Below are 24034 nucleotides of genomic sequence, written 5' to 3'. Positions count from 1 at the left end.
ATAAAAAAATCATCACCGTGCAATGAGTAACGATAAATGATCGTTACTCATTTTTTTATTTATAGTGCCTGAATTAATTTAAAACGTGGCACCACCTGCCCGTCACTCTCGATGCTTTCCATAAACATCGCTAAAGGTCGTACCCACATCGAGTAATCTCCGTAGAGGCACTGATAGACCACTAACTTTTCAGCGGTTTCACTGTGGGTCGCCACATGAAAAACCTGATAATGCTTACCTTTATAATGCTCATAAATTCCGCGCTGTAGCATATCTATTCCTTAAATCATGTTAAAACAGCACCACTTTGTGCTGCATTTTGATCATCTTACTTGAAATATAAAATAAAGCCTGCATATAGGACACTGAAATAGTTGATGAAATGAAAATTTAATCTAATTTTCCGATTATATTTATAAAAACTAAATGTTTTACCTATTAAGGGAATCCATTTAATATCATCTCATCAAATACATATTTACTCCTTTGGAGACGTTAGCCATGTTAGATCAAAATACTTCAGCGCAATTAAAAACCCTTTTAGAACGCCTAGAAGGTCCCATCGAATTGGTGGCAACCTTAAATGACTCAGACAAATCTGCCAAAATCAAAGAATTGGTCGAAGAAGTGGCAGCATTATCTGATTTAGTCACTGCACGTTTTGATGGCAAAAACAGCCGTGCACCGAGCTTTGGTGTGGCTAAACAAGGCGAAGAACCGCGTGTATTCTTTGCAGGCTTGCCAATGGGCCATGAGTTCACCTCATTGATCTTAGCATTGCTACAAACTTCAGGTTATGCACCTAAAGTCTCTGATGAAGTGTTAACGTCAATTAAAGAACTGGGTGTGAACTCTCATTTTGACGTATTTGTGTCATTAAGCTGCCACAACTGCCCTGATGTGGTGCAGGCATTAAACCTGATTGCCATTTACAATCCGGGTGCAACGGCCACCATGATTGATGGTGCCTTCTTCCAAGACGAAGTTGAAGAACGCAAAATCATGGCCGTTCCAATGGTATTCCAAGATGGTCAACATATCGGTCAAGGTCGTATGACTTTAGAAGAGATCGTGGCGAAACTGGACACTAATGCAGCACAAAAAGATGCAGCGAAACTCAATGCCAAAGAGGCGTTTGATGTGTTGGTGATTGGTGGTGGCCCTGCGGGCAACACTTCTGCAATTTATGCGGCACGTAAAGGCATCAAAACCGGTATTGTGGCAGAGCGCATGGGCGGTCAAGTGATGGACACTATGGATATTGAGAACTTCACCTCAATTCAAAAAACCCAAGGTCCAAAATTTGCTGCAGAAATGGAAGCACATGTTCGTGAATACGGTGTAGACATCATGAACTTACAACGTGTTGCTGACATCAAAGGCGCAGATGAAACCAGCAATGGTTTGGTGGAAGTGACCTTAGAAAATGGTGCCAAACTTGAATCTAAGACTGTGATTTTATCAACTGGTGCACGTTGGAGACAAATGAATGTACCGGGTGAAAAAGAATATGCCACCCGTGGTGTAGCATACTGCCCACACTGTGATGGTCCATTGTTTAAAGGCAAACGTGTTGCGGTGATTGGTGGTGGTAACTCAGGTGTTGAAGCGGCAATTGACTTGGCAGGAATTGTTGAGCATGTGACTTTGGTTGAATTTGATACCAAGCTACGTGCAGATCAAGTATTGCAAGATAAATTAAACAGCTTACCGAACACCACAGTGATTAAAAATGCCTTATCTACCGAAGTTGTCGGTGATGGTTCACAAGTCACAGCCTTGAAATATAAAGACCGTGCAACTGATGTGGAACATACCGTTGAATTGGCAGGGATCTTTGTACAAATTGGTTTGTTACCAAACACCGATTTCTTAAAAGACACAGCGGTAGAACTTTCAAACCGTGGTGAGATTGTGATTAACGAGCGCAACGAAACCAATGTGAAAGGTGTATTTGCTGCAGGTGACTGTACCACCGTGCCGTACAAACAAATCATCATTGCTACAGGTGAAGGTGCTAAAGCATCACTGTCGGCATTTGATTATATTATCCGATCTGGGCAATAATCTTTAAGCAACCTAAAAGGTCAAGTACTTCGGTACTTGGCCTTTTTTACATTTAATGAACAAATTATACGCTTTATTTTTTTGCTTTTTCAGCATATATTGCCTGTCATCCGGTATGGATCAATAATGATAAGGAATACAATATGAATAAATTAGTTTTGGCCTTAGGTTTAGCAGCAACTGTAGCGATGGTGGGCTGTAGCAAAGAAAAAGCCCCTGAAACAGGTGCAACCACAGGTCAACATTTAGAAAATGCGGCTGAACAAGCTGGTCACGATGTTAAAGATGCCACCCAAAATGCAGCAAATGCCACAGCAACAGCAGTTGACAATGCTGCAGAAACCACTGAGCAAGCTGCTGAAAATGCTGCGCATAGTGCCAAAGAAGCGGCTAAAGATGCCACTGTGGCTACAGCTGCTGCGGTCGAACAAGGCGCGGCAAATGTAAAAGAAAAAGCACAACAGTAATTTTTTACTTTTTGCTGATAAAAAGCCTCTGAATATTCAGAGGCTTTTTCTATTTTTGATCATAGTTCGCTCACATTGCATTTTACATCTTTATATTTTTCTATACATTTGCTTAATATGTGTGCCTTATTTGGCTAGATACTCTTGTATCTGCATCATATAAAGCGTTGTGCTTTGCTGTTATTTTTACTCGATTGTCTTTAGGAATGAGCTTTATTATACCTGATGAGGTTTTTAGCTTTAATTGGCGGATATTTGTGCACTAAGTTCGTGGCATAGCTGCCCAAATCAGCATGTTGACATTGACTATACTGCTCTTCTTCTTAGGCTGAATGCTTGATTTTCGCCTTGTATTGCTCATAGCTTAAAGTATTCAACTGTGCCCAATCATGTTGCCTAATTAAAAAGCATCACCTCAAAAATGAACAGTGTGTTTATCAAACAGCCTATTTCAATGGGCTTTTTTAGTGCTATAGCTTTACTATTTAACACCATGATATTGATTATTTTGTGCGACAGATGCGTTGCTTAATCGCCTAAATATTGGCAAAGTAAACCACGACACAGGAGCATTGATATGACTTTACAAGAATTATTACAATTCAAACATCCCATATTTTTAGCCCCCATGGCAGGTGTTACCACGCCGCAACTTGCAGCCGAAGTGTGTAATGCTGGCGGCTTAGGTGCCTTAGGTTTAGGCGCCAGTACACCCGCCCAAGCTTTACAACAAATTTTAGCTACCCAAGCCTTAACTGACGCGCCTTTTCAGGTTAATTTTTTTTGTCATCAAAGCACTGAATTAGATGCCGCACAAGGACAGGCTTGGCTTGATTATATGGCGCCTTTTTTTAGCCGTTATCACGTTACGCCACCTACAGCATTATCATGTATTTACCCCAGTTTTTTAGACAACGATGATTATCTCAAAGTAGTCCTTGAAACACGCCCCAAAGCGGTCAGTTTTCATTTTGGTCTTCCGCATCCCCAACAAATCCAAGCACTCAAAGCTGCAGGTATTGTCACCATGGTTTCAGCGACCAATTTAATTGAAGCCAAAGCCATTGAAGCAGCTGGAATTGATGTGATTATCGCGCAAGGGATTGAAGCAGGTGGACATCGTGGTGTGTTTAATCAGGCTGTGGATAGTGCCATCACCACCAAGGATTTAGTGCAGTTATTTAAAGCCCATTGTCAATTACCCATTGTGGCAGCGGGCGGTATTATGAATGGTCAACATGCTGCCAAAATGTTAAATCTTGGGGCAAGTGCTGTACAAATGGGCACTGCTTTTATTCAATGTAAAAGTTCAAATGCAAGTTTGGCTTACCGTGAGGCCTTATTTCAACAGCCGATTACCCAAATTACCAGCAGCATTTCAGGCCGTCCGGCGCGTGGTTTAGTGAATCATTGGCACACCCAAGTTGACCAACCTGAACGACCTACAGTGCCTCCTTATCCATATACCTATGATTTAGCCAAGCAACTTCATCAAACGGCAAGCGCGCAAGATGAGCACCATTTTGCAGCGTTTTGGGCAGGCACACGTGTGGCACATATTCGTGCTTTAGAAGCTGCTGATTTAATTAATTTGGTAATGTTGGAAATGAAAATGCCATCTTGAACTTAATCAAGCTACCTCAGGTATTGCGTAAAAAAACCGTCTCTATGACGGTTTTTTGACTTAAGGTTGAAGTAAATCTACAGATTCGACCTGCACATCACTCATAATTTCACCATAATCAAGGAGTTGATTAAAATAGGCTTCTACCACTTTAAATTGATCTTGGGTATTTTCAACTTGATACATCTGTTGGCGAAACTCATTACTTGAGCGTAAACCTTTGGTGTACCACGCAATATGTTTACGTGAAATACGACAACCTGAATATTCACCGTAAAACTCATATAGTTCTTGTAAATGTCCAAGCAATACGTGTTTAACTTCTTGAATATTCGGCGCTGCCAATTCTTTACCCGTCGCTAAATAGTGTGCAATTTCACGAAAAATCCATGGGCGGCCTTGCGCTGCACGGCCAATCATCACCGCATCGGCTGCGGTATAATCCAGCACATATTTGGCTTTTTGTGGGCTATCAATATCACCATTGGCAATCACAGGAATACTTAGCAAGCTTTTGACTTCTTTGATTAAATCATAACGCGCGGTGTTTAAATACATATCTTCACGGGTACGCCCATGTAAAGCTAAAGCTGCAATACCAGCTTGTTCGGCACGCTTGGCAACACGCAAAATATTTTCATGCCCATTTAAATAGCCCAAACGGGTTTTTAGGGTCACCGGTACATCCACCGCTGCCACCACAACGTCTAAAATACGTGCCACTAAATCTTCATCTTGTAATAAGGCAGAACCTGCCAATTTATTACAGACTTTTTTGGCAGGACACCCCATGTTGATATCGACAATTTGTGCACCATTGGCCACCTGGTAACGTGCTGCCTCTGCTAAATCACGTGGATCAGAACCAGCAATTTGTGCGGAAATCGGCGCAAGTTCGCCATCAAAATTAGCACGATACAAGCTCTTTTTACTCATGCGTAAGGTTTTATCTGAGGTCATCATTTCGCTGACCGCATGCCCTGCACCAAAATATTTACATAGTGTACGAAAAGGTCGATCGGTCACACCTGCCATAGGCGCTACGATCAAATTGTTTGACAGTTGGTAGGGACCAATATACATATATATTCTTAACTTTTGCGATATTGTCAGTATACTGCATCTACCTTTTCAGCTCACCTGTTTTACCGTGTGTTTGTACTTATGAAAAATGCTTATCTCCCTATTGTTGTCACAGCCCTGAGTTTGAGTTTAGCTGCCTGCGGTGATCGTGCATGGTGGAGCAATAACGATGAACCCACCTTAAGCAGTGCGCAAATTGCGAAACTCATTCCAACACGTGTGCAACAACGTGAGTCTTGGGCCAAAGATATTCATGACATTAGCAAGCAATTTGGCATTCCACAGAGCAAAGACAATATCTGTAGCATTATTGCTGTGGTTGACCAAGAATCGAACTTTATTGCTGATCCACAAGTAGCAGGTTTAGGGGCGAAAGCAGTCAAGGAAGTTGAAGAGCGTTTAGATGAAAAGTTTACTGAAAAATTAGGCGAGAAAATTGGTGGTACAGTCGCGGGATATTTCCAAGATGTCTTAAAAAATCAGCCTAGTCCTGAAAACAACTATTTAAGTCAAATGCGTAAAGTCAAAACCGAACGCGAATTAGATGAATTATACCGTGAAATTTTTGCTTATATGGCGAAGCATTACCATGTCAGTGCCTTAACAGGAGCGGCTAAATTGGTGGGGCAAGACATTGGTGAAAAGCTCAATCCCATCACGACTTTAGGCTCTATGCAAGTGCATATTAGTTATGCCAAAGCGAATAAACGCCAAGGTGGCAATATGGCAGCCTTACGCAGTGATTTATATACCCAATATGGTGGTTTGTATTATGGTATTCATCGCTTAATGATGTATCCTGCCGACTATGATCGTGCCATTTATCGTTTTGCCGACTATAACTCAGGCATGTATTCAAGCCGTAATGCCGCATTTCAAAAGATGCTCAATCTTGTGGCAGATCTAAAATTAGATTTAGATGGTGATTTATTGCTTTACACCAAAGATGGTTCAGAACGTGCGCAAAAAAGTCAGTCAGAAATGGCATTAATCCATTTATTTGCCCTTGAAAAAGTGCTGATTACGCCACGTCAAATTCGTGCTGACCTAAAGAAAGAAAAAGAAAAGAAATTTGAAGAAACAGCTACCTATCAAGAAATTGTGCGCTTGTACCAAGAAAAAACCGGCAAAGCGCCTATGTATGCCATTATGCCTGAGGTGGTGATTTCAGGACCAAAACTGAGCCGTGATTACAACACCAATTGGTTTGCTACTCGAGTCAATGGACGATACGATACATGCATGCAACGCGCCAAACGCCTCAAGCTCTAGCCCTATTTGATTTTGATGGCACCTTGTGCCGCCAAGACAGCTTTACCGGTTTTATTTTTTATGCCTTAAACAAACGGCACATCTTGCGTCGTGGTGTCAAAATTTTGCCACAAATTCAAGCTTATTATCGCAAGCGCTATCCAGCCAATCAAATGCGTGCCACTTTGTTTTATCATATGTTTAAAGATCAAGACGCACAACATATTCAAGCCATAGCGCGTGATTATGCACAGACTTTAATTCCTAAGCTTGATAGTCAAATGCTCATTCGGCTTAAACAACATCAACAGCAAGGCGATGATGTGGCTTTGGTGTCTGCCTCACTAGATGTATACCTACGCCCCTTGTGCGAGTATTTCCACGTAGATTTAATCTGTACCCAAATCCAAATTCAAGATGGCCGGTTCACTGGCCATTATCACAGCCCCGATTGTAGCAGTTTGCAAAAAAGTCTACGCGTGGCTGCGCGTTATGATTTAAATCACTACAGCCATATTTATGCTTATGGCAATAGTGAAGAAGATGAAGCACTACTTAATCTGGCCACGCATCCATTTATGCTTGGACGTGATCTTACTTTGCCCAAGTTATATGTTCAATCGGCATAAAAAAAACCACCCATTTGGGTGGTTTTTTTTAGTGCTTATTTTTTAAATGGAAAAGCATATTTCACAATACGCTTTAATACGCTGCCATATTGTTTCACTAAGCTGGCATTGTTGTAATTTAAGCCGTATTTTTCACACACTGCTTCAACTTTTGGCGCCATTTGACGATAGCGACGCGCTGGAATATCCGGAAATAAATGGTGTTCAATTTGATGACTTAAATGACCGGTTAAGATATGAAATGCTTCAGAACCCGTTAAGTTAGACGAACCACGAATCTGACGCATATACCAATGACCACGGCTTTCATCTTGTAGTACTGTTTTTGGGAACACTTCAACGTCTTTGGTAAAGTGACCACAGAAAATAATACTAAAAGTCCATACGTTACGAATTCCATTCGCCACCATGTTACCAGTAAATACCGGTAGCGCAGCAGGTCCTGCAATCAGTGGAAAGAATACATAATCTTTAAACAATTGTTTCGAGATCTTTTTCTTTAATGGCTGCCATTCTTCTTTGAGCTCTTGCTTGGTTTTACGACCCATCCATACCTTACCAATTTCAAGGTTTTGAATCGCAACCCCCCATTGGAACAAGGTACAAAATGGCACACTGTAAATGGGTTGCAGCAAATGCCCCGGCTTCCAACGTTGTTCTGGGAACAAACGTAATAAACCATAGCCAATATCATCATCCATACCTTTAATATTGGTATAGGTATGATGCTTATAGTTATGGGTTTGACGCCAGTTGTCTGCCGTACCCACAATATCCCACTCGTAGGTTTGACCATTGAATTTAGGATCATTCATCCAGTCATATTGACCATGCATGACGTTATGACCCAATTCCATGTTCTCTAAAATTTTAGACACACCCAATAAACTTGTACCCAAGACCCATGCTGGTGGGAACCAACCAGCAAATAAGCAAGCGCGTCCGGCAATTGATGTGTAACGAATGGTTGAATAGACTTTACGAATGTATTTGGCGTCTTTTTCGCCAAGGTCATCTAAGACTTCTTGTTTAATCGCATCAAGTTCTTGTGCAAGTTGGTCCAGTTCGGCCGGCGTTAATTCACGGTTTTTTGGATTCTTAAAATATTCAAATTTAACGGGCATATTCATAATAATTTGGGCTCCATTTACAGATCAATAACCAGATCAGACTGCGCAGAATTGACACAAATTTTTAATAAGTTGCCCGGTTCAGCATTTTGCTGACCATTGACAATATTTTGCGTGTGACCTTCTACCTTATGACATGCGCATTTATTACAAATACCCATGCGGCAACCATGTTTTGGTTTAATGTTTTGCTGCTCAAGACTGACTAAAATCGATTGACCTTTAGCAATACTGAGCACTTGCTTGGATTGAGTTAAGGTGATCTGAACAAAGCCTGTATCTGCAGTGTCTTGCAAGGTCATACTAAAGGCTTCGGTTTTGATCTCTTGGGCATGAGCAAACAGCTGTTCAGCACGTTGTGCAAAACCAGATGGTCCACAGGCATACACCACAGCTTGCTCAAGCTGTTCAACTAAAGCCACATGACTTTGATCTAAACGTGCAGCTTGTGGGAGGTCTTGAGTACAAAATAATTCAAATTTAAAATTATTGTACTGCTTGGCCCACGTTTGCAATTGCGTTAAAAATGCAGCATCTGCTTGCGTTTTAACCCAATACATTAAAGTCACGGCTTGATCGGTGATTTGTTGGCTTTGAATCAATTCTTGTAACAAACTATACATCGGTGTGATACCGCTACCGGCTGCCAACAACACCAAAGGTGCTGTGGTTTTGGGTAAGGTCATCTCACCAAAAGGCTGACCCAATTCAACAATATCCCCCACTTTTGCTTGCTCAATTAACCATGTGCTGACTTTACCGCCCGGCACTTTTTTTAAGGTTAATAGGACATGTTGATCGTCAATTTTGCTCAAGCTATAGCTACGTTCATAACGGATGCCTTGAACCGTCACATAGACCGGATGATGCTGACCAGCTTGCCCCATTTGAAAATGTGGATTGACTTTTAAGGTGAAGCTCACGGTCTCCTGTGCAATACTATCTTTAGCGACAATTTTGGCTAAAGGCACTTCAACCGACCAAAGCGGGTTGACTTTTTGCAACCAAAAATCGGCATCGCGTGACTCTAATACCACATTCATTAGACGTTTAAGCGGGGATTTTTTTACTGTTGTATGCATACAGATGCACCAAAACCGATGAGACTTTAATTATTATACACATGTATATATATTTGTATATATATTCAATATGGCTTTTTGGCTCAAGTTGAAACAAATCACAACACACCTAGAAAACTCGTTATAATGCCAAAGATGTCTTTATATTCCTAATCATTATGAACCCGTCTTCAATTTATGCCAGTTCCGATGTGCCCACTGCTGAGCCAATCCTTGCAGAGCCGGTTGTTACGCGTTCTGTAGGACGTAAAGCCACCATTACCAAAGAAGAATTATTCCAAGCGGCACTTAATTTAATTGGGCCTAACAAAAGTATTGCATCTTTAAGTTTACGCGAAGTGGCGCGGGAAGCAGGTATTGCCCCAAACAGCTTTTACCGTCATTTTAAAGATATTGATGAACTCGCCATTGAGCTGATTGAACGTGCGGGTATTGTACTGCGCCAAATTTTATATGAAGCGCGCTTAAAAGCGTCTAAACAAAGCAGTATCGTACGTACTTCAGTCGAAGTATTTATTGAGCAACTTGATGCAGATGACGGTAATTTAAGTTTATTGCTACGCGAAGGTTATACTGGCTCACAATCTTATAAAGAAGCGGTAGAGCGCCAACTCAATTATTTTCAGCAAGAATTACAAGAAGATTTAATTGTTTTAGAGCGGCTAAATCGCAGTAAAATTGCCCATCCTGACTTAGTCGCCAAAGCCATTACCCAATTGGTGTTTAATATGGGCGCTAAAGTGATTGATATGCCAAGCGTAGAACGTAAACTGGTGGCTGAACAAACCATGATCATGCTGCGGATGATTTTAGCCGGCGCACGCCATTTAGATGAAGCAAAAATTCGCTAATCTTAAGCATAAAAAAAGCAGCTCGAAAGCTGCTTTTTTTATGTTTTAAGGTTTCACCACCACCATCACTTGGATGGCTTCTGGTGTCATGCTTAAACCATCTAACAGGCTTAAACCTTCTTGTTGCAATTTTTTTAACCGAGCAATTTCGTCTTCACGAATACTTGGATTAAACTGTTTAAGATAAGTTAAACGCTCAATTTCGTATTGCCACTTGCTGCCATACACCTCTTTGGCTTGTTGCTTAAAAGTAGGCAATGCAGCTTTGGCTAAATCTAATGCTTGAGCATAACGTGCTTCAATGACATCACGGCGCGCTTTCACCACTTGACGGCAGCTGTTGCCATCCAAATGATGCAAGTATGGCTTTAACACTTCAGGGGCAACCTTTTGCGATAAATCCTGACCTTTTTCACTGAGCAACACACGCACCAATTGCTGCGGTAAGCTTGCGGGTAAGTTCAAGGCTTTGGGTGCGACTACATCTACTTTAAACCATACTTCGACCAACATCGAACCTTGTGGTAGTGCCGCCGATTTTAAAATCGCCACGTTGGTACTACCAAAGCCTTGAGTATTAATCATTTCCATCACACTTTCGGTAAATGGATGCTCAAGGGTTAAGTACTGTGCGTCTTCACGAATTTGGGCTTGGTCACGATAGAAGGTCGCGGTCATGCCTTCTTCATCTAAGGTCAAACCTTGCACTTGCATTTGATCCGTTGGCTTAATGATGACCGTACCATTGCTTTGCTCATCAAAATCAATGTTAGTGGATGCCATAAAGCGTTTCATAAACATAGGCAACGTGGTGTTGTCATCGTAGTCTTCAAGCGCATTGACAATCTCTTGTGCCACCATTGGACGACATGAGTTGTATTCTAATAAGCGGTCACGCCCTGCTTGTAATTCATGCTCCAGTGCTTCACGCTGCACGCTGACCTGTTCAAGGAAATCTTCAAAACGCTGACCTTGGTCGCTGAGTAAACAGTCTTTGAGATCAACAATAAAGTTTTCTTGTAAGGTTTGTGCCGTCGGTGAGATATTACTAAAGATATTTAAACCTTCGTTATACCAACGGAACATACGCTCTTGCGCTGTACCGATTAAATAAGGCACATGAATCTGAATACGATTTTCTTGCCCAATACGGTCTAAACGACCAATACGTTGCTCTAACACATCGGGATTGGCCGGTAAATCAAATAAAATCAGGTCTGAGGCAAACTGGAAGTTACGTCCTTCTGAACCAATTTCTGAACATAAAAGAATCTGTGCACCATAAGAATCTTCAGCAAAGTAAGCCGCAGCTTGGTCACGCTCAAGTAAAGTCATACCTTCATGGAACATTGCCGTACGAATACCGGCATGTAAACGTAACACATTTTCTAAGGCTTCAACCACAGGCCCACTGCGTGCAATGAGCAATACTTTTTTATGCTTTAAATCAACACGCAGTTTTTCCATGAGCCACATCACGCGTGGATCATGTTCCATCCAAGCACCATCTAGCTGTGCTTCTTCAGGCCACATTTGTTCGCGTAACTTACCGTCTTTTGACCAATGCTCAGGTGCAGGCAATGCCACAGGTTGGCAATCACGCCCCGGAAAGCCTTGAATCGCTTCACGCGTGTTACGGAATAAAATACGCCCTGTACCATGACGGTCTAATAATTCATGAATGGCACGGAAACGCTGTTCAGGTTGATCTTCAATGCGATGACCCAATAAACCTTCCAGCGCAGTTAAATGTTGTTCTTCAAGCGGCAAATCCGACATCAAAACTTCAGCAATTTTCGCTGTGTGTTGATATTGCTCTTCTTCATCTAAGAAACGATCAAGTGAGCTAAAGCGCTGTGGGTCTAGTAAGCGTAAACGAGCAAAATGACTCTCAACACCCAATTGTTCAGGCGTCGCAGTAAGTAACAACACACCGGCAGTTTGCTGCGCTAACTCTTCCACCAAGTCATAACGGTCATTACCACCGTCTTCTTCGCTCCACATCAAATGATGCGCTTCATCCACCACCAATAAATCAAAACCAGCTTCTAAGGCTTGTTCACGTAAGTCATCGTGGTCAATCATTAAATCGACTGATGCAATAATGCGTTGTTCGGTTAAAAATGGATTTAAATCTGGATCATGTTCTTTAATAGACGCAGTACGAGTTAAATCAAACAATGAAAACTCAAGATTAAAACGACGACGCATTTCAATCATCCACTGATATTGCAGTGAATCAGGCACCAAGACCAAAATACGTTCTGAACGACCGGTTTTGAGTTGTTGATGAATAATTAAACCCGCTTCAATGGTTTTACCTAAACCCACTTCGTCGGCCAATAACACACGCGGTGCAAAACGCTGTCCTACTTCATGGGCAATATACAACTGATGCGGAATTAACCCCACACGCGAGCCCACTAAACCACGCAATGGACTACTTTGCATATTGGCTTGCATCAACATCGCTTCAATACGCAGGTCATACCACTCTTTATAGTCAATTTGACTGGCCAATAAACGCTCTAATGGTTTTGACAATTGAATGGTCGCGCCAATACGAGTTTCGTTTAAAGATTTACGTTCTTCGGTACCATCTTCTAAAGTATGCATCACGTTGTAGCGCAATACACCGCCACGATCTTCAAAGGATTCGACCAACCACGTGGTGCCTTCTTGATCTTGTAATTCATCGCCTATATTAAAGACAATACGAGATAAAGGCGCATTGCTACGTGCATAGACACGGGTTTCATCGCTTTTAGGAAATAAAATGCTGACCGATCGCTCATCTACATCAATAAGAACCCCAAGACCGAGTTCTGTTTCTGTGTCTGACAACCAACGTTGACCAATAGCAAATTGCTGCAATTTTTCCACCTTTATCTATCAAATTGTGACGGCGCTTGACTCTTCATTTGAACAGAAAATGCCGACCTATCGCAATATATTGTCACATAAAGCGCACCAAAAAGTACGCTTATGGATTCCTGTAAAACTTAAAATGGCACTGGGCAATCAAATGCCACAGCGGTACCATGAAATGGGTGCGAGAAACTCAAATGCGCGGCATGTAAACATAAACGTGGCATTAAGCTTTGCTGTTGTGGCGTGGCATATAAAGTATCACCCACAATTGGATGACCTAAATACTGCATATGCACACGAAGTTGATGCGAACGTCCTGTAATCGGTTTAAGTTGGACACGCGTTACAGGTTGTCCTTGAATTTCAAAATGTTCAAGCGCCTGCCAATGGGTTAAGGCAGGTTTGTCATGCGCAGGCGCCGCAATATGCAGTGGCGGACGGCTTGGATCATAAATCACCGGTACATCGACCACACCCTCACCTTGTAAGGTGCCTGCCACTAAAGCTTGATAAATTTTATCGGTTTGGCGCTCTTGGAATTGACGTGCTATAGATTTTTGCCCCAATTTGTTTAAAGCAAAAACTAAAATGCCTGAGGTATCACGATCTAAGCGGTGAATCAGTAAGGTATTTGGTTCAATCGCCACTAAACGACTGAGTAAACAATCTTGTAAATCTTCGGTTTTGCCGGGAACTGTGAGTAAGCCTGCGGGCTTATGAATCACCATAAAATCCCGATCACGATGAATCAGGTGTTCAGTTAGAAAATTACTCAAGATACCAATCCAAGCTGATCACAAAACAAGGCGGCAATGATAAAAAGCTTAAGGCATAATTACAATGCAGAATTACATAATTGCGCGGCTTTTTTTTGCTTTTGTGGCAAAAAGCCAATTTAAGCTGAATTTAATAAAAATTGTAGCAAATGCTTCACGCTATTGTGCTGTAAAAAATCTTCATAACGGATCTTGGCACCATTGGCGCGCCACAAACCTACTAAGCTGACCATTGCCACAGAATCCAAGCCATAACTGCGTAAATCTTGGGTAGGGTCTATCTCTAAAGGGTCTAAATCTAAGTGTTCTGCAATCGCCAGTAAAATACCCTTGGCCGATAAAATCTGCGCGGTGGGTGCGCTTAATGCCCATAAGCGCTTTAAGCTATAGCTATTGATATGGTGCCAACCTTGTTGGCTAATGCTTTGTATGTAATGGATATGCTGAGCTTGATTAGAGAGCAAAATAGCATCATCCACCACACAAATCTGTTCTGTGACACTATAAAAATGCGCCAGCAAAGGCTTCAATGTTGGCGTGATTTTACCTGCAATGATTAATTGTGGATAATGAAATAATAACTCACCTAAACGCTGCATGCGTTGTTGAGCATCATCGCCATAAATTTCCACAACCTTAATCTCTAGCGCTTTGGCTTTTTTAATTAAGCCGCTTAAATTTATGAGTAACTCATGTGTAGGGTCGTATTGACGTAGCTCATGCATACCCACCAACAACAGCACCGATTGCGATGAATTCACCGACCATTTGGCTTGTGATGGGGCAAGTTGAATTTTTTTAGGCATGGGATAGAGCATAACAGCACTTTAAAGTAGCATGAATCAAGCAAAGTCTATGCGAACTTGCCAAACAAGCCAATAGATTAGATTGTTGAATGATTTAGCAGCCACAATGCAAAAAACCTAACCTGATGTTGAGATCTTTGCATTGAGCTTGTATGAGATCTAACAGTATGTAACTGATATGATCCATCATGATTTGAACTTATGATTGTTGTTTTTAGTTCTCAGAACATCCCATTCTTATGACCAGCATATAAAATATCGCATAGCATGATGCCTTATATTATATAAGCATCAACCTACAACATGCGGCTTTTTTCAAAGCTGTTGGGCTAAAAACTGTGTAATGGCATATTGAGCAATTTCAGCATCTTGTACCGATTTTACACCTGATACCCCCATAGCCCCGACCAATTGCCCTTGATAAAGAATCGGCTCACCGCCCTCTAACATGCCTGCAAAGCTGTGCATGGTTAAAAAACCCATCTGACCATTTTTAATTAAATCTTCAAACAGTTTAGAAGGACGACGGCTAATGGCCGAACATTTGGCTTTTTCTAAACACAAATTAGCGGTCATCGGCGATGCGCCATCCATACGTTTCATAGCCAGTAAATGACCACTGTCATCGACCACAGCAATACTGACGTTAAAATTTTGTGCCAATGCGTATTGGTAAGCCTGCTCAAGTAAAAATTTAGCATCGATTAAAGTTAAATAATGTTTGGTTTGCATGTGAAATATCCTTAAAAAAAAGCCCTACAACTGAAATAAAAGCCGATAAAAAAGCCCGCTGCTTAAAACGGGCTTTTCCTGTTTAATTTAAGTTTAAGCTGAAGCTTTCATGCTAGCAAAGGTGTCACGCGCTGCTTGAATGGTAAATTCAATATCTTCATCTGAATGTGCGCTTGAGAAGAAGCCGGCTTCAAATGCCGATGGCGCTAAATTCACGCCACGTTCTAACATGCCATGGAAGAATTGACGAAATGCTGCGATGTCACATTTGAGCATCGAATCGAAGCTGGTGATGTCGTCTTGGTCGGTAAAATACAAACCAAACATACCACCCACTTGTTGCGTTTTAAAGGCAATACCAGCTTCATCGGCTGCTGCTTGCAAACCAGCAAGTAATTTAGCCAATTTTGCAGTGAGGTTTTCATAAAAACCTTCAGCACGTAAATGCTTAAACATCTCAATCCCTGCGCGCATGGCCAGTGGATTACCCGATAAAGTACCAGCTTGATAGACTTTACCCAGTGGTGCGATGCATTCCATCACTTCACGTTTACCACCAAAAGCCCCCACCGGTAAGCCTGCCCCAATGATTTTACCCAATGTGGTTAAATCAGGCGTCACGCCATAATGTGCTTGTGCCCCACCTAAACCCACACGAAAACCCGTCATCACTTCATCAATAATAAAGACCGAACCATGCTCATCACATACTTCGCGAATTGCTTGTAAGAAGCCTTCAATTGGTGCCACTAAGTTCATATTTCCTGCTACAGGTTCAACAATCACACCGGCAATTTCTGAACCAAACTTGGCAAAACATTCTTTTAATGTGGCAATGTCATTATACGGCAGCGTTAAAGTATGTTTAGCAAAATCAGCCGGAACACCTGCAGACGTTGCTTCACCTTCACCACTGGTGAGTAGACCAGAACCGGCTTTCACCAACAGTGAGTCAGAATGACCATGGTAGCAGCCTTCAAATTTCACAATTTTGTCACGACCGGTATAACCACGCGCCAAGCGAATTGCGGTCATGGTGGCTTCTGTACCTGAGTTGGTCATACGCACCAATTCAATCGATGGCATGATTTCACAAATAATATCGGCCAATGTGGTTTCGTGTACGGTTGGCGCACCAAAGCTTAAACCATCAACCGCAGCCTCTTGCACTGCTTTAATAATTGCAGGATGCGCATGACCTAAAATCATCGGCCCCCATGAACCCACATAGTCAACGTAGCGTTTGCCATCGACATCATATAAATATGCACCTTGGGCTTTTTCAATAAATACCGGTGTACCACCGACGCCATTAAAGGCACGTACCGGTGAATTGACGCCACCTGGAATATGTTTACTGGCTTGTTTAAATAATTGTTCTTGCTTTGCAGACAAACTCATGAAAATCACTCAACTCAAAAAATAAAAAAATCAGGCTTATTTAGCAAATAACTCTGACCAATCATAGACACGTTGACCCACGGTGGACATAGAACGCCCCAATACATCACTCACCACAGCACATAAATCAGCGCCTGCGGCAATCACTTCTTTTGAGTTTTCAACCGTTAAACCACCAATGGCACAAATGGGTACATTTAGCTTGGCTTTGGCTTGTTTTAAGGTGTCTAAACCAATATTGCCCGCTTCTGGCTTGGTGTCAGTGGCAAAGATTGCACCAAACGCCACATAATTTGCCCCATCGGCAATGGCTTGTTCTGCCAATTCGAGTGAATTGTTACAGCTACGCCCAATCAACACACCTTTGGGTAAACGTGCAGCGGCTTCTACAATTGAGCCATCATCTTGCCCCAAATGTACCCCTACACCATAGTGCACGGCGGCTTCTAAATCATCATTAATCACAAATGGGATTTTATATTGACCACATAAATGTTTCATGTACTCAATTTCATAGGCCTGTTGTTCTTTTGGCACTTGTTTACGACGATACTGCAATACTGCAACTTCATAAGTTGCCATTGCCCCTTCTAATTTTGCCAAAAGAAGTTCAATCGGATCATCATTGGTAATCAGGTATAAACCGCGCATGTGCCAAACACTCTAAACTTAAGGAATAAGCCATTATGGCACTGTTCTAAAGCAAGCAAAAGATGGTTGTGTACACGCTTACCTTATTGCTGCTTAATTTTCTCTAAACTCTGATTTTTTAGACTAATCTTGCCGCAAACGCTCTGGACTTAGGTCTAAAACATGCAATTTAATGGCACTCATCTGATGCCGCTGAGTTAAGTCAAAAGCCTAAAATCGTGAACCCTCTTAAATGAATAGTTGGCTAGTTTGGATCATCATGCATCACTTGACTACATTGATTGCGCGATGAAATCTGTGCCTTATACTGCCCTTGGCTGTATCTTGCTCAAAGGTCAAGTCTGTTCTTGGCTCATTTTTTGGTTACAATGAACACTCTTTTTTCTACAGAAGTGATGGTTATGCTTGAAATTGAACTTAAATTTCAGATTCCTGAAGCGCGCCGTGTGGCACTCATGAAAGCTTTAGATCCTAAAAAATCTGAACAGATTCAATTACAAGCCAAATATTACGACACTCCTGATAAAAAATTGGCTCAGGCACGCGCAGCAATTCGTCAGCGTTTAGAAGGATCATCATGGGTACAAACTTTTAAAGCCAGCCGCAGTCATTTGGCACGCTTTGAACATAACCATGATTTAGGCGCGCTTGCCCAAGCACCACAGTTAGATTTACGTATTTATGATCAAATCCCTGAAGCAAAACAGTTATTAAGCAATGCTTTAGAAAATGACTTTACTCAATTACAACTGATTTTTGAAACTGATATTGCTCGTACTGTACGCCTGATGGATTATGCAAGCAGCCAAATTGAGGTCAGTTTAGATATTGGTGAAATTCGCGCCCAAGATCGGGTTCAAGTGGTTTATGAAGTGGAATTTGAACTCAAAACCGGCAACGTACATGATTTATTAAACTTTTGTTTTGAGTGGGTCAAAAAATACCAACTTTGGCTCGATGTACGCAGTAAAGCGGAGTTTGGTAATCTGTTGGCAGAGGGTTTAACGGTAAGTCCTGCCAAAGCCACACAAGATTTACTTCTGTCGAAAAAAGACAGCAGTGATGCCAATATACGCAGTTTGGTGGCGCAGCAAATGCAAGCCCTCTTGCCCAATATTGCCGCCATGTCAGCAGGTATTGCCACTCAAGCCCACATTCAGCAGGCACATCAGGCTTTAGATCAATTGCATTTAAGCGTGTTGTTGTTTAAAGATTGGAGCTGTGATGTCAACGAGAAATGGGCACATCAATTGGCAGCATTTAAAGGTCAATTTGAGCAGCTTAAACATTTACAACACATGCAAAGTACGCTCAATCAGTTATTGCAAAACCCCAAAACCACGGCCAGTTTGGCGCAAGATATTTTATTTGCCACGGAAAAGTTACAACACTTGGTGCGCTCTAGCCAAAATGTACATCACTTTTTAGAGTTGTTGAGTTTTAGCTTAAATCAAGCAACAAGCCCTGCACTCGATGTAAAAATCAGTGCGCAACAGAGCTTACAACTGCACTATAAACAACTTACAGAGAGTTTAAACCATGCAGATGTGCATGATTTAAGCAGTATGGATGCGTTAATGCAGCACATTCAGCAATTAAAATTTAGTTTTCCGTTATTAACGCAAATTTACGATGTAAAAAGCCTGCAAAAATATAGTAAAGCCTTAAACGATGCTGCCAATGCTGCCGAACAATATCATTTATTAAATCTGGCAAGCCAATATTTGCAAGAGACCGAACTGGCTGCGAGCGATTGGTTTGTCTTAGGTTGGCTTACCGCCAAGCAAGAAGTGTATGCCGAACGGGTTTTAGAAACCGCAGCGCAGTTTATGTTAAGTCGTAAATTTTTAAAATAATGATGCGGTTGACTTAACAAGCATGGGTTTATTTTTGTATAGTCATTTCAATACAATAAAAATGAGCCCATGTGATGTCTGAGATCGAATTCAAATTTCATATTCCAGCAACACAATATTCTAAACTACACCACGCCATACAAGAACAACAGCCAAAACTGGTTCACTTAGCTGCTTATTATTACGATACCCCCAGCCAAGCGCTCAGCAAAGTCCAAATTTCATTACGGCAACGCCTTGAAAACACGGTATGGACACAAACCTTAAAAGCACCTAGTTCACATCATGCAAAACGCATTGAAATTGAAGAGACGCTTGATGAAAAGCCTAACGGGATTGATTTAAAGCGCTATGTTAAAAATAAACAGGCACAAGCATTATTAAAGCCTGTGTTAGCTAGCAAACAACCGTTGATCTTACAATTTCGTACCGAGGTCAAACGGCTCAATGTACAGATGAACCACGGCGATAGCCACATTGAAATAGCTTTAGATCAAGGTTGGCTGATTGCAGCCCATCAAAAATTCAAAATATCAGAAATTGAATTTGAGCTTAAAAAGGGACAAATTAGCGATTTAATTGCATGTCTTCAGCCTTGGGTCAAGCAGTACCATTTATATCTGGATGTGCAAAGTAAAGCGGCGCGTGGTTATGCGCTTTTAAATACTCAGCCGCAAGCGGCGACCTATGCCCAAAATTTTAGTTTAAGCCCAACGCACAGTTCCGAATTGGCATTAAAACAAATGATCGCTTCTTGTTTGCAGCATATTTTACCCAATGCTTCTGCGATTGCCCGCGGTAATTATCAAGCAAGCCATGTGCATCAGTTACGGGTGGGTATTCGACGTTTACGCAGTGTTTTAAAAAGCTTTGCCGATTGGACAACACATGATCTGAGTTTATGGCAACAACAACTTAAAAGCTTATTTCAACACTTAGGTAGCACCCGTGATTATGATGCCCTAGTCAGTGATGTATTGCCTGCACTGCAAAATGCCGGCGCACCTTTTGATTCATTACCTCAAGCCAAGCGCAAAAGCCACGATTTAAGCCAGCACTTTCGTGAACCAAGCACGAGTTTATTGTGGTTAGATTTACTCAACTTTAGCCAGCAAGACAGTAGCACACATCAAGCACAAGATTTAACCCATTTAGCAGGCAAACAAATTGGCAAATTACAGCGTAAAATCACCGGTCAAAGTGACAACTTTATGCAATTAAGCACCGAACAAAAACACCAATTACGCAAACAGGTCAAACAGTTGCGTTATAGCCTTGAATTTACCCATAGTCTGTTTAAGTCAAAACAGGTAAAGCACTATTTAAAAACACTTAAACCTTTGCAAGAAGTGCTCGGTGAATTTAATGATTTATGTGTGGCGGAAGAATATTTTAAAATTTTAGTCAACAAGCAGCGTGAATATTGGTTTGCCCTAGGTTGGATTTCAGCTCAACAACAACAAGTCTTATCACGCGCGCATGTGGCGTTACAACAATTTAGTCGCCACGCTGAGCTTTAGTGACCACGAATCAATTGAGAAAATGGCGGCTCTGCTTGGTCAGGTCCTTGCGTTAAATGGGCAGTTTTAGGATTAACATGTGCCCGTTGTTTCCATTCATCTAAGGTAAAACGCGAATCAAGTTGTGTGTGATCATATAAGTAATCGGGTAATAAGCCCGGTAACAAGACACGATAATCGCGCGGTATATTGCCCATGGCATATTCCATCAGATCAAATAAAATAGTGGTGCAATTACTTACTAAAGTATTGTACCAACGTGGCTGATGATTGAGACGATTGGCTTGATTGAGATATTCTAAAAACAACATTTGCATGTCGGTGGTTTGTATTGAAATCGGATAAATATACACCTCTTCATCGCGAATATTACTGCGCGCATAGATGACGTCATTTTCATCGCCCACCACCAACGCCAATTCATATTGACGAAAAAAACCACCCAGCACAGAAAAACCTTCCTCTTTTTCTTGGCGGACTTCTAAAGAAAAAGCCAAATGCTGACCATCTGCAAAACCAAAACTGATAAAAGCATGTGCTACAGGGCCGGCAATAAAATGCGATACAATTAAATCAACACTTTGAATATTTTCTAAGGCATAACGCCGTGTTTCCCATTGCGTTGTGTAAGTGTCTTGATCTTGCCAAATAAAATTACGCACATTGTAAATTTCGACCTGACCGTCGACAAAACGATAATGCGCCAAACGCTCAACATTGGGTTCCCAAACCCGATCATTTTGAGGTGTCATTAAAAAAAAGCCGCCAATAATGCAACTCAAAGCCATCATATAAGCTGCATGTAGCCATTTTAAGTTGGGCACATTGACATGCCGAAAATAAAAGCACAGAGCTGCAAAAACCAGCTATGCAGCAATTAAAATTATGCTCCCCCATAGGGCGATAGGCTGTTGAATCCAAAGCAGTAAAGCCACCCATATACTGCTTGTGATTAAAAAAATGGCATAAAATACCGCAATCCATGTTGGCATAAGCATCTTTTTTGTTGTTTTGTGGCTTATAAACTAACATGGCCTTGTATAAACAAGTGTTATTGTTTTAGCGGTTTTTGGCAAAGATTTTCCATGTACCATTGTCGGCAATCGGGTCTGTATAACTATCGTTACGTTGTTTACGTGGTTTATCACGCGCATCTACCAATTCAAAGTCTGGCTCGACGCTTAATACAATCCCATTGACATAAAATCGGGTACGGGTGTAGTCACTTTGTTTATGCTGAAACACATAGGTGCGTAAATCAATAAATTCACGATGTGCCACTAAAGCTGCGGTACTGTCGGTAGCTAACCAATCTTGCATGGCAAAAATTTCACGTTCGCTAAATTGACCGCATTTTTCAATCAAGCTGGCCACGCCACGAAATGTTTTTGATTCTTTAGCACGGGTTTTATTAATTCGAATGCGATCGACGTGAAAATAAAACAACGGCAAATTTAAATGGCTGGGCAAATGAATGGCATCGATCACTTCGTCTTCATCTGCCATGAACGGCTCAAACAACTCTTGTGCACGTTCAATCAAGCCTTGCCACTGACTGTAGTAGCGTGCCACTTCGTCGGCATTGGCATAGTAAATCGGTAAATCTTCCACATGAGCGAGATCTTGGGGTGGCCACACTTGTTGGCGCAATACTGCAATATCGTTTTTTAGGTTTTGTATGGCAATTGCGTTATCTTTCATGGTCGTCCTTGCAAATAAGACTTAGGCTATTTTTAGATTAAGGCAAAGGTTTAGTTTCTGCAAGGCTTTGCCTATAATGGCGGCTTTGAAATTGATGTTTAGGAACAGTTCATGGTTCAAAAGATTGAAGCAACCGATGTAACCGAAGAAGAAGCGTTAAATGCGGCTTTCTTTGAACGTGCTGATGCGTTTATTAAACAAGCTAATGAGTTTTGTAGCATTGAAAAAGGCTCAACTGTAAAGCCGCATGATCGTCGTGGTCAGGTCAGCTCTGCCATGTTGTTTGCCGCATCACGTTTTAACACGTGGGTCGCTGCCAACAATTTTAAAGATGGCGAAGAAATGCGCGCGGCCAAAGAGCAAGTGATGTCGTACTTATTGCAGCAATTTCAATTGATGCTTGAGGACAACTACGACGAATATTGCGATCAGTTTGAAAACTATTTACGTTTTCGCCGTACTGAAGAACATCATGCGCATAAACATGAACACAAACCGCATGATTAATCAAAAAGCCCCACGGGGCTTTTTTTATACATAAATCTCAGCTTGCATAAATAAACGTGCATAGCCTGAAATTTCAATGCGCTCATTACCGAGTAGCTTGCCATATAAAGTCCCACCCCGTGGCGAAGCTTGATAAGCCACCAATTCATCTTTGGCTAAGATTTCAGTCCAAAGCGGCATAATCGCAGTATGAATAGAACCTGTGACAGGGTCTTCGGCAATACCATTGGCAGGGGCAAAATAACGTGATACGCAATCATAAGCTAGATGTTGACTGGTAATTGCAACATCCAACGCCGAGGCATGTGCGGTAATTGCAGTGCGTGTTTGCCCTAAAGTTTTAAGCAATTCAAAATTTGGACACTCCGCTAGCACATCTTGTGTAGATTCATATATCATAATATAGGCTTGCTCATTGACATACACCGCTTTAAATGGCTTGGTCAGTGCCTGACGCAACAATACAGGCACATCTTTGACTAAATGGGCACGGCGTATTGGAAAATTCATCAAAATTTTACCATCTATCGCCTGTTCAACTTCAAAAACACCTAAATTTTTCACATGAAAAGAAATATTTTTGCTCTGCACAAAATCTCTAAATAATACAAAACTACTGGCTAAGGTGGCATGCCCGCAAAAATCTACCTCAACTGTTGGAGTAAACCAACGAATCTCAAAATTTTGCTCATCGCGCTGTTTGACAAAAGCCGTTTCAGCAAGATTATTTTCTAAAGCAATATTTTGCATTACAGCATCATCTAGCCAATCATCAAGCACAATTACAGCAGCAGGATTGCCTTTAAATAATTGCGTGGTAAAGGCATCGACTTGATACATTTTCATGGTGTTGTTCTCATTTTGTTTACGCTCTATGTTAAAGGCTTTTGTTATTAAGTTAAGAAAAAAAATTAAATTTTCAGTGGCGCTTTAACACATTTTTCCAAATATTAAATGCTTATATGATGTGATAAATAGGCACTTTTATCGTATCGCCAATAGCCTATTGCTTAATAAAAACCCATAGGT

22 protein-coding genes are annotated in these 24034 nt (G+C 41.4%); 9 read left to right on the top strand and 13 right to left on the bottom strand.

Annotation, left to right across the window (positions count from 1 at the left end; translation table 11 throughout):
• Positions 1-59: 59 nt before the first annotated feature.
• Positions 60-272 (bottom strand): DUF1653 domain-containing protein, encoded by a 213-nt coding sequence (locus tag Q0Z55_RS01235; protein WP_297423072.1) that lies wholly within the window; start codon positions 270-272, stop codon positions 60-62.
• A gap of 229 nt (positions 273-501) precedes the next feature.
• Here Q0Z55_RS01235 and ahpF point away from each other — a divergent pair, with 229 nt between their 5' ends.
• The 3 genes from ahpF (at position 502) to Q0Z55_RS01220 (ending at position 4158) form a co-directional block, all read left to right on the top strand.
• Complete coding sequence (ahpF, locus tag Q0Z55_RS01230) at positions 502-2067, top strand: alkyl hydroperoxide reductase subunit F (RefSeq protein WP_297423068.1); 1566 nt, start codon at positions 502-504, stop codon at positions 2065-2067.
• A 143-nt stretch (positions 2068-2210) separates the two neighbouring features.
• Entirely contained in the window at positions 2211-2534 is a 324-nt protein-coding gene (locus tag Q0Z55_RS01225; protein WP_297423065.1) for a hypothetical protein, read from the top strand.
• A 577-nt stretch (positions 2535-3111) separates the two neighbouring features.
• A complete protein-coding gene (locus Q0Z55_RS01220; RefSeq protein ID WP_297423062.1) occupies positions 3112-4158 on the top strand; it encodes a nitronate monooxygenase in 1047 nt (348 codons plus the stop codon).
• 60 nt (positions 4159-4218) lie between these two features.
• Here the strand turns inward: Q0Z55_RS01220 and dusB are convergent, their stop codons facing one another.
• Positions 4219-5241 carry a tRNA dihydrouridine synthase DusB gene (dusB, locus tag Q0Z55_RS01215; protein ID WP_297423060.1) on the bottom strand — a complete coding sequence of 341 codons (1023 nt, stop codon included), beginning with the start codon at positions 5239-5241 and terminating at the stop codon, positions 4219-4221.
• Positions 5242-5322: 81 nt separating this feature from the next.
• Here dusB and Q0Z55_RS01210 point away from each other — a divergent pair, with 81 nt between their 5' ends.
• Positions 5323-6513 (top strand): DUF1615 family protein, encoded by a 1191-nt coding sequence (locus Q0Z55_RS01210; protein ID WP_297423057.1) that lies wholly within the window; start codon positions 5323-5325, stop codon positions 6511-6513.
• Positions 6480-7121, top strand: a complete 642-nt coding sequence (locus tag Q0Z55_RS01205; RefSeq protein WP_297423053.1) for an HAD-IB family hydrolase — start codon at positions 6480-6482, stop codon at positions 7119-7121. Before Q0Z55_RS01210 ends, Q0Z55_RS01205 begins: the two co-directional genes overlap by 34 nt.
• A 35-nt stretch (positions 7122-7156) precedes the next feature.
• Here Q0Z55_RS01205 and Q0Z55_RS01200 read toward each other — a convergent pair whose 3' ends face one another.
• Positions 7157-8251, bottom strand: a complete 1095-nt coding sequence (locus Q0Z55_RS01200) for an acyl-CoA desaturase (protein ID WP_297423050.1) — start codon at positions 8249-8251, stop codon at positions 7157-7159.
• 17 nt (positions 8252-8268) lie between these two features.
• Positions 8269-9333, bottom strand: a complete 1065-nt coding sequence (locus Q0Z55_RS01195; RefSeq protein ID WP_297423047.1) for a ferredoxin reductase — start codon at positions 9331-9333, stop codon at positions 8269-8271.
• Between the two features lie 158 nt (positions 9334-9491).
• On the opposite strand from Q0Z55_RS01195, the gene fabR reads away from it, so the two are divergent.
• Positions 9492-10184, top strand: a complete 693-nt coding sequence (gene fabR, locus Q0Z55_RS01190) for an HTH-type transcriptional repressor FabR (RefSeq protein ID WP_297423044.1) — start codon at positions 9492-9494, stop codon at positions 10182-10184.
• Positions 10185-10229: 45 nt separating this feature from the next.
• On the opposite strand, the gene rapA is transcribed toward fabR, so the two are convergent.
• The 6 genes from rapA to thiE form a co-directional block, all read right to left on the bottom strand.
• Positions 10230-13067: an RNA polymerase-associated protein RapA gene (gene rapA, locus Q0Z55_RS01185; protein ID WP_297423041.1), complete on the bottom strand. Its 2838-nt coding sequence runs from the start codon at positions 13065-13067 to the stop codon at positions 10230-10232.
• Positions 13068-13186: 119 nt separating this feature from the next.
• The gene (locus Q0Z55_RS01180) at positions 13187-13831 is read right to left on the bottom strand and encodes an RluA family pseudouridine synthase (protein WP_297423039.1); all 645 of its coding nucleotides are present in this window, start codon (positions 13829-13831) and stop codon (positions 13187-13189) included.
• Positions 13832-13950: 119 nt separating this feature from the next.
• Positions 13951-14649, bottom strand: coding sequence for a phosphopantetheine-binding protein (locus tag Q0Z55_RS01175; protein WP_297423036.1), 699 nt, complete (start codon positions 14647-14649; stop codon positions 13951-13953).
• Between the two features lie 303 nt (positions 14650-14952).
• Complete coding sequence (locus Q0Z55_RS01170) at positions 14953-15369, bottom strand: heme-binding protein (RefSeq protein ID WP_297423033.1); 417 nt, start codon at positions 15367-15369, stop codon at positions 14953-14955.
• A 93-nt stretch (positions 15370-15462) separates the two neighbouring features.
• On the bottom strand, positions 15463-16770 hold the full coding sequence (hemL, locus tag Q0Z55_RS01165; protein ID WP_297423030.1) for a glutamate-1-semialdehyde 2,1-aminomutase: 1308 nt from the start codon (positions 16768-16770) through the stop codon (positions 15463-15465).
• A 36-nt stretch (positions 16771-16806) separates the two neighbouring features.
• Positions 16807-17421 carry a thiamine phosphate synthase gene (thiE, locus tag Q0Z55_RS01160; RefSeq protein ID WP_297423027.1) on the bottom strand — a complete coding sequence of 205 codons (615 nt, stop codon included), beginning with the start codon at positions 17419-17421 and terminating at the stop codon, positions 16807-16809.
• Between the two features lie 401 nt (positions 17422-17822).
• Here thiE and Q0Z55_RS01155 point away from each other — a divergent pair, with 401 nt between their 5' ends.
• Both Q0Z55_RS01155 and Q0Z55_RS01150 read left to right on the top strand, forming a co-directional pair.
• Complete coding sequence (locus Q0Z55_RS01155; RefSeq protein ID WP_297423272.1) at positions 17823-19277, top strand: CYTH domain-containing protein; 1455 nt, start codon at positions 17823-17825, stop codon at positions 19275-19277.
• A 74-nt stretch (positions 19278-19351) separates the two neighbouring features.
• The gene (locus Q0Z55_RS01150) at positions 19352-20797 is read left to right on the top strand and encodes a CHAD domain-containing protein (RefSeq protein WP_297423024.1); all 1446 of its coding nucleotides are present in this window, start codon (positions 19352-19354) and stop codon (positions 20795-20797) included.
• Here the strand turns inward: Q0Z55_RS01150 and Q0Z55_RS01145 are convergent.
• Together Q0Z55_RS01145 and Q0Z55_RS01140 are read right to left on the bottom strand one after the other, a co-directional pair.
• A complete protein-coding gene (locus Q0Z55_RS01145) occupies positions 20794-21549 on the bottom strand; it encodes a DUF4105 domain-containing protein (RefSeq protein WP_297423019.1) in 756 nt (251 codons plus the stop codon). The genes Q0Z55_RS01150 and Q0Z55_RS01145 overlap by 4 nt on opposite strands.
• 307 nt (positions 21550-21856) lie before the next feature.
• Positions 21857-22498 (bottom strand): hypothetical protein, encoded by a 642-nt coding sequence (locus Q0Z55_RS01140; protein WP_297423018.1) that lies wholly within the window; start codon positions 22496-22498, stop codon positions 21857-21859.
• A gap of 111 nt (positions 22499-22609) precedes the next feature.
• Between Q0Z55_RS01140 and Q0Z55_RS01135 the strand changes: the two genes are divergently transcribed.
• The gene (locus Q0Z55_RS01135; RefSeq protein ID WP_297423016.1) at positions 22610-23005 is read left to right on the top strand and encodes a DUF3144 domain-containing protein; all 396 of its coding nucleotides are present in this window, start codon (positions 22610-22612) and stop codon (positions 23003-23005) included.
• 24 nt (positions 23006-23029) lie between these two features.
• On the opposite strand, the gene Q0Z55_RS01130 is transcribed toward Q0Z55_RS01135, so the two are convergent.
• Positions 23030-23851: a PhzF family phenazine biosynthesis protein gene (locus Q0Z55_RS01130; protein ID WP_297423013.1), complete on the bottom strand. Its 822-nt coding sequence runs from the start codon at positions 23849-23851 to the stop codon at positions 23030-23032.
• Between the last annotated feature and the right edge of the window lie 183 nt (positions 23852-24034).

Source organism: uncultured Acinetobacter sp., assembly GCF_947626835.1.
GTDB lineage: Bacteria > Pseudomonadota > Gammaproteobacteria > Pseudomonadales > Moraxellaceae > Acinetobacter.
Note: the sequence above shows the minus strand (reverse complement) of the source record. Positions and strands in the feature narration are given on the sequence as shown.

Bases quoted from the DNA above. Each gene is read 5' to 3' on its own strand.
- Q0Z55_RS01235 (WP_297423072.1), bottom strand. From the start codon at position 272: ATGCTACAGCGCGGAATTTATGAGCATTATAAAGGTAAGCATTATCAG.
- ahpF (WP_297423068.1), top strand. From the start codon at position 502: ATGTTAGATCAAAATACTTCAGCGCAATTAAAAACCCTTTTAGAACGC.
- Q0Z55_RS01225 (WP_297423065.1), top strand. From the start codon at position 2,211: ATGAATAAATTAGTTTTGGCCTTAGGTTTAGCAGCAACTGTAGCGATG.
- Q0Z55_RS01220 (WP_297423062.1), top strand. From the start codon at position 3,112: ATGACTTTACAAGAATTATTACAATTCAAACATCCCATATTTTTAGCC.
- dusB (WP_297423060.1), bottom strand. From the start codon at position 5,241: ATGTATATTGGTCCCTACCAACTGTCAAACAATTTGATCGTAGCGCCT.
- Q0Z55_RS01210 (WP_297423057.1), top strand. From the start codon at position 5,323: ATGAAAAATGCTTATCTCCCTATTGTTGTCACAGCCCTGAGTTTGAGT.
- Q0Z55_RS01205 (WP_297423053.1), top strand. From the start codon at position 6,480: ATGCATGCAACGCGCCAAACGCCTCAAGCTCTAGCCCTATTTGATTTT.
- Q0Z55_RS01200 (WP_297423050.1), bottom strand. From the start codon at position 8,251: ATGAATATGCCCGTTAAATTTGAATATTTTAAGAATCCAAAAAACCGT.
- Q0Z55_RS01195 (WP_297423047.1), bottom strand. From the start codon at position 9,333: ATGCATACAACAGTAAAAAAATCCCCGCTTAAACGTCTAATGAATGTG.
- fabR (WP_297423044.1), top strand. From the start codon at position 9,492: ATGAACCCGTCTTCAATTTATGCCAGTTCCGATGTGCCCACTGCTGAG.
- Q0Z55_RS01175 (WP_297423036.1), bottom strand. From the start codon at position 14,649: ATGCTCTATCCCATGCCTAAAAAAATTCAACTTGCCCCATCACAAGCC.
- Q0Z55_RS01170 (WP_297423033.1), bottom strand. From the start codon at position 15,369: ATGCAAACCAAACATTATTTAACTTTAATCGATGCTAAATTTTTACTT.
- hemL (WP_297423030.1), bottom strand. From the start codon at position 16,770: ATGAGTTTGTCTGCAAAGCAAGAACAATTATTTAAACAAGCCAGTAAA.
- thiE (WP_297423027.1), bottom strand. From the start codon at position 17,421: ATGCGCGGTTTATACCTGATTACCAATGATGATCCGATTGAACTTCTT.
- Q0Z55_RS01155 (WP_297423272.1), top strand. From the start codon at position 17,823: ATGCTTGAAATTGAACTTAAATTTCAGATTCCTGAAGCGCGCCGTGTG.
- Q0Z55_RS01150 (WP_297423024.1), top strand. From the start codon at position 19,352: ATGTCTGAGATCGAATTCAAATTTCATATTCCAGCAACACAATATTCT.
- Q0Z55_RS01145 (WP_297423019.1), bottom strand. From the start codon at position 21,549: ATGACACCTCAAAATGATCGGGTTTGGGAACCCAATGTTGAGCGTTTG.
- Q0Z55_RS01140 (WP_297423018.1), bottom strand. From the start codon at position 22,498: ATGAAAGATAACGCAATTGCCATACAAAACCTAAAAAACGATATTGCA.
- Q0Z55_RS01135 (WP_297423016.1), top strand. From the start codon at position 22,610: ATGGTTCAAAAGATTGAAGCAACCGATGTAACCGAAGAAGAAGCGTTA.
- Q0Z55_RS01130 (WP_297423013.1), bottom strand. From the start codon at position 23,851: ATGAAAATGTATCAAGTCGATGCCTTTACCACGCAATTATTTAAAGGC.